Annotated in this window: 3 protein-coding genes; 2 read left to right on the forward strand and 1 reads right to left on the reverse strand. The window is 47.3% G+C overall.

Features of this window, described 5'->3' with window-relative positions:
• Nucleotides 1-113: 113 nt before the first annotated feature.
• Entirely contained in the window at nucleotides 114-710 is a 597-nt protein-coding gene (gene pnuC / locus ACOJTG_RS06750) for a nicotinamide riboside transporter PnuC (protein WP_420153104.1), read from the reverse strand.
• 253 nt (nucleotides 711-963) lie between these two features.
• Here pnuC and mfd point away from each other — a divergent pair, with 253 nt between their 5' ends.
• The gene (gene mfd / locus ACOJTG_RS06755) at nucleotides 964-4,368 is read left to right on the forward strand and encodes a transcription-repair coupling factor (RefSeq protein ID WP_420153105.1); all 3,405 of its coding nucleotides are present in this window, start codon (nucleotides 964-966) and stop codon (nucleotides 4,366-4,368) included.
• A gap of 203 nt (nucleotides 4,369-4,571) precedes the next feature.
• Nucleotides 4,572-5,318, forward strand: a 747-nt coding sequence (locus ACOJTG_RS06760) for a formylglycine-generating enzyme family protein (RefSeq protein WP_420153106.1), incomplete at its 3' end; no start/stop codon positions are given.

The raw sequence follows: 5,318 nt of genomic DNA on the forward strand, positions 1-5,318 counted from the left end.
TTTAAATAATTAGAAGATTAATTTTCCAGATGTAAAGTCAGTAGGAAGAAGTAAATGAATGCTGAGTCCAGAAGCCATTCACCGTTAGGAACTTAACCGGGTACAAGTTTAAATTAAGCCAGTGAAACGGGAGCTAAATCTTTTTTCCAATCCCGGTAACCGACGACGCAAAGTATCAGATAAACGCCATAGAGAAAGGCCGTCCAATACAAATTTTTATAGACGTATATGCCAACGTAAATCAGGTCGACAAAAAGCCAGAGGTACCAGTTTTCAATAAACTTGCGTCCAAGCATCCACTGGGCGATGAGACTTACCGTGGTCGTAAACGAATCGAGTAGCGGCAGGCTGGCGTCCGTCAGACGGCTGAGTACCCAGTTCAACAGAGCGGTTCCACCGAGTGTCAGAGCCAGTAACCAGCCGATGAAGTGCCGGGGAAGTTTTCGGACGTGAAGCTGGGTATGTCCGACCCCACCATAGAGCCATTGATACAGACCATAGATGCTTAACAGAGCAAAGACAATTTGTAAACCCATGTCTCCGTAGAGGCGGGCTTCCCAGAAAATGACGGTGTACAGCCCCACGCTGATCAGTCCCCAGAAGAATCCCCAGACGTTTTGCCGCGTATTGAGCCAGACGCAGATGATACCCGTACTAACGCCGCTTAACTCGAGCCAGTTGCTTTGGAGGTAGCTCAGAAATCCGTTCATTTAGAGTGGTTAAATTGATAAAATACTGAACTTTGCCCCGGTTCTGGTCGTTTTTATAAAGCCCCTCGTCGGTACCGATACATTCGGCATACGACGGGGATTACTGCGTTCGGTGTAATCGGGCAACGCGGCTCACTCTCTAGTTTCCCTGGTACGGAATTAGCTATGATTCTTACCCAGAACCCTTTGATTTTTACGAACAAATTTCATCGAAAAGCGAATAGCCCAGAGCGAAAGCTACAAAATAAACCCTATGCTGATTAAAGATTTGTTGACGTTGTATCGGAATGACGCTTTTATCCGGCTCATGGGCGAACGACTTCAGAGTAAACAACCCGACGATTACCACTTACAGATCAAAGGAATAACCGGTAGTCTGGATGCCGTACTCGTAGCGGCCCACTATCAAAATCACCCGGTGTCTTCGCTGGTGGTCTTATCCGATAAGGAGGAAGCGGCTTACTTCTACAATGACCTGCAAAATCTACTGGGCGAAGATCACGTGTTGCTCTTCCCCATGTCGTACAAAAAGCCGTATGAGTATGAGGAGATCGACAACGCCAACGTACTGATGCGGTCGGAAGTACTGAACCGAATCAATGACAAGAGTAACAAAACGCTCATCGTTACCTATCCCGAAGCCCTGAGCGAGAAAGTAATCAATCGCCGCTCGCTGGTAAAGAATACCTTTACCATTTCAGTGGGAGAAAAACTGGATACGGAATTCCTAACCGAATTTCTGCTGAGTCAGGATTTTGAAGGAACCGACTTTGTGTACGAAGCCGGGCAGTTTGCCGTTCGCGGTGGGATTATCGACGTATATAGTTATGCTAACGAATTCCCGTATCGGATCGACTTGTTTGGTGATGAAGTGGAGTCGATCCGTACCTTCGATCCGGATACGCAGTTGTCCAAAGAATCCGTTTCCCGGATCAATATTATCCCGGATGTACAGACAAAACTGATTCAGGAAAGCCGGGATTCTTTTCTGAGCTTTTTTCCAGAAACAACCCGTATTTGGTTCAAAGACGTAGAACTAACGCTGGAACTCATCGGTATCTGTTTCGAAAACGTAGAGAAGAGTTTTCAGGCAATTGTCGAACGGAGTGGGGGAATCAAAGTCATTCACGAACCCTCGCAGTTGTTTGAGACCAGGCGGGGTTTCCTGAATCAAATCAAGGAATTTCCAAGCGTTGAATTTGGGAAGCGATTTTACTTCAAACCCGCCGATGGCAGTACGCTTCCGGCCAGTGAACTTCGGATCAATTACGCCTCGAAACCACAACCGAGTTTCAATAAAGATTTCAATCGACTCATCGAAACCCTGCACGAACAGCAGTACCGGGGCTATACTAATATTGTGGTTTCTGAAACGCAGAAGCAACTGGAGCGATTGTCTTCAATTGTGGGTGAAGCCAATGATAGCGTCCGTTTCCAGGGCGTAAACGTATCCTTGCGGGAAGGTTTTATTGACGATACGCTGAAAATCGCCTGTTTTACCGATCACCAGATTTTTGATCGGTTTTATCGGTACCGAATCAAGGATAAATACAGTAAGTCCAAAGCTCTTACCTTACGAGAACTCAAAACACTGGCTCCCGGTGATTACGTAACGCATATTGACCACGGTATTGGCCGCTTTGCCGGACTGGTAAAAATCGACATAGGCGACCACCAGCAGGAGGGGATTCGGCTAGTATTTCGCGACAATGATACGGTGGTGGTCAACGTACAGAGCTTGCACAAAATCGCCAAGTATACGGGGAAGGAAGGTACGCAGCCTTCATTAAGTAAACTGGGCTCGCCGGAGTGGGAGAACAAAAAGGCCAAAGTCAGACGGCAGGTGAAAGACATCGCCGCCGAGCTAATCGAGCTATACGCCAAACGCCGCCTGGCTCCGGGTTATGCCTATTCCCGCGATACGTTTCTACAGGTAGAGCTGGAATCGTCCTTCCTCTACGAAGATACGCCCGATCAGGCTAAGGCTACGTCGGCAGTGAAAGAGGATATGGAAAAACCCCACCCGATGGATCGTCTGGTCTGTGGGGACGTAGGTTTTGGAAAGACGGAAGTGGCCATGCGAGCGGCTTTCAAAGCCGCTTCGGATAACAAGCAGGTGGCCGTACTGGTACCCACGACGGTATTGGCGATGCAACATTACCGCACCTTCCGGGATCGTTTTGAGCGTTTTCCAGTAAAAGTGGAGTACATCAATCGTTTCAAAACGACGCAGCAGATCAAGGAAACACTCAAACGCGTCGAGTCGGGAGAAACGAGTATTCTGATTGGTACGCACCGAATTGTGGGCAAAGACGTCAAATTCAAGGATTTGGGTTTACTGATTGTGGACGAGGAGCAGAAATTTGGAGTAAAAGTGAAGGATCGGCTCAAAGAATTTAAGCTTAACGTCGATGTCCTGACGCTAACGGCAACGCCCATTCCCCGTACCCTGCATTTCTCCCTGATGGGAGCCCGTGATTTATCGGTCATTGCTACACCGCCGCCAAACCGCCAGCCCGTTACGACGGAATTGATGGTGTTTGACGAACTCAAAATCCGGGACGCGGTGATGCGGGAAATGAAGCGGAGCGGACAGGTCTTCTTCGTTCACAACCGCATTGGCGATCTGGAGTCGCTAGGAAATATGATACTGAAGCTGGTACCCGACGCAAAAATCGGTATTGCTCACGGGCAGATGGACGGGGACCGGCTGGAGAAAGTAATGATGAAATTCATTGAAGGCGAATATGACGTTCTGATTTCAACGAACATCATTGAAGCGGGTTTGGACATTCCGAACGCCAATACCATCCTTATTAATCAGGCTCAATTATTCGGTTTGAGCGATTTGCACCAGATGCGGGGTCGCGTCGGCCGTTCCAATAAAAAAGCGTATTGTTACCTGCTTACTCCTGCCTTGTCACTCCTGAGTACGGACTCTCGGAAACGGTTACAAGCCTTGGAAGAATTCACCGAATTGGGAGATGGATTCAAGGTTGCCATGCGGGATTTGGACATTCGCGGAGCAGGAAATTTGCTGGGAGCTGAACAAAGTGGCTTCATTAACGATTTAGGCTTTGAGACGTATCATAAAATTCTGGACGAAACCGTTCGGGAGCTGAAAGAAACGCAGTTTAAAGACCTGTTTGCCGATGAACTGGCCCGGGCCGCGAATAATCTGCGGGTAGAGTGCCAGATTGAAACGGATTTACCCGTCCTGATTCCTGAGAATTACGTATCTAATATCTCAGAGCGACTAAGTTTATACAACCGCCTCGACAACATGAAAAACGAGGCCGAATTGCAGGCCTTTCTTTCGGAAGTAACCGACCGATTTGGTTCGGCCCCCGAAGAAGTACGCGATTTGGTGGATCTGGTACGGGTTCGTTGGAAAGCGGAACAAATTGGTTTTGAAAAATTAACGCTCAAACAAAATACATTGAAAGGAACATTCGTTTCTGGTGAGAATGAGGCATATTTCCAATCCGAGCGTTTTGGCAAAGTTCTTGATTTTGTGAAGGCTAACCCACGCAAAGTGGTATTGAAGGATGTCAAAGGCAAACTTCAGCTACTAGCTGAAAACTTACGTCAGGTTACGGAGTTAGATCAATTACTAGGTCAAATGGTAAGTTCGGGCGAGAAAGTTTCAGTAGCGTAACGAATGAGATTCATCTGGTAATGCGTATTTTAAGGAGAAAGGCTTTAGGAATGAACGAACGGTTATCAAGTAATTCCCGCTAATCTTCTATTTTTGTGAGATACTGAATGAGCTTTCAAGGCGTTGTTTTCGGAAATTAGGAAACAACGCCTTGAAATACTAAACACGTAAAAAGCGATATTCCAAACCATATACCTGCAATGATGAGAATTGCGTCAGTTTATTTGTTAGGGGCCTTAGTGTTACTAACAACAGCCTGTAATAAGAATAAAAGACCCGATAGTGGTCACATTGGGAAAAATAGTACGGCCACAGGCATTGCTTACAACGCAAAAGAAGGATTCTCGACGCCTAAAAGCTTTAAAGGTCAGCCTACTGGACCTAACTTGGTGTATATCGAAGGTGGCCGCTTTGTAATGGGTTCGCTGGAAGAGGATGTGGCTGGGGTACACGATAACGTAGAGCGTACGGTAACGGTACAGTCATTTTTTATGGATGAAACCGAAATTGCCAACGTTCACTACTTGGAATACCTTTACGCGGTTCAGAAAGATTCTTCGCAGGAGTTTTACGAATCAGCTCTGCCCGATACCACGGTTTGGGCGGGTGAAATGGCCTTCAACGATACCTATGTAGATCAATACCTGCGGTACCCCGGTTTCCGGATGTACCCAGTAGTGGGTGTATCATGGGTACAGGCTCAGGATTACTCGGCCTGGCGTACGGGAGCTGTTAATAACGATCTGGCTCGCAAAGCAACCAGCGGTGGTAAAAAAGCCGGACGAAAGAAAAAAGGTGAAGAGGCGGCAACGGATGCTACGGCAGAAGCAGCTTCCAAACAATACTCAGGAGGTCGTGCCGCTATCGAAACGGGTTACGTTCTACCCAACTATCGCCTGCCAACGGAAGCTGAATGGGAATATGCTGCTAAAGCTTTGATCGGAACGCAG

Source organism: Siphonobacter sp. (genome assembly GCF_048595215.1).
Taxonomy (GTDB): Bacteria; Bacteroidota; Bacteroidia; order Cytophagales; family Spirosomataceae; genus Siphonobacter.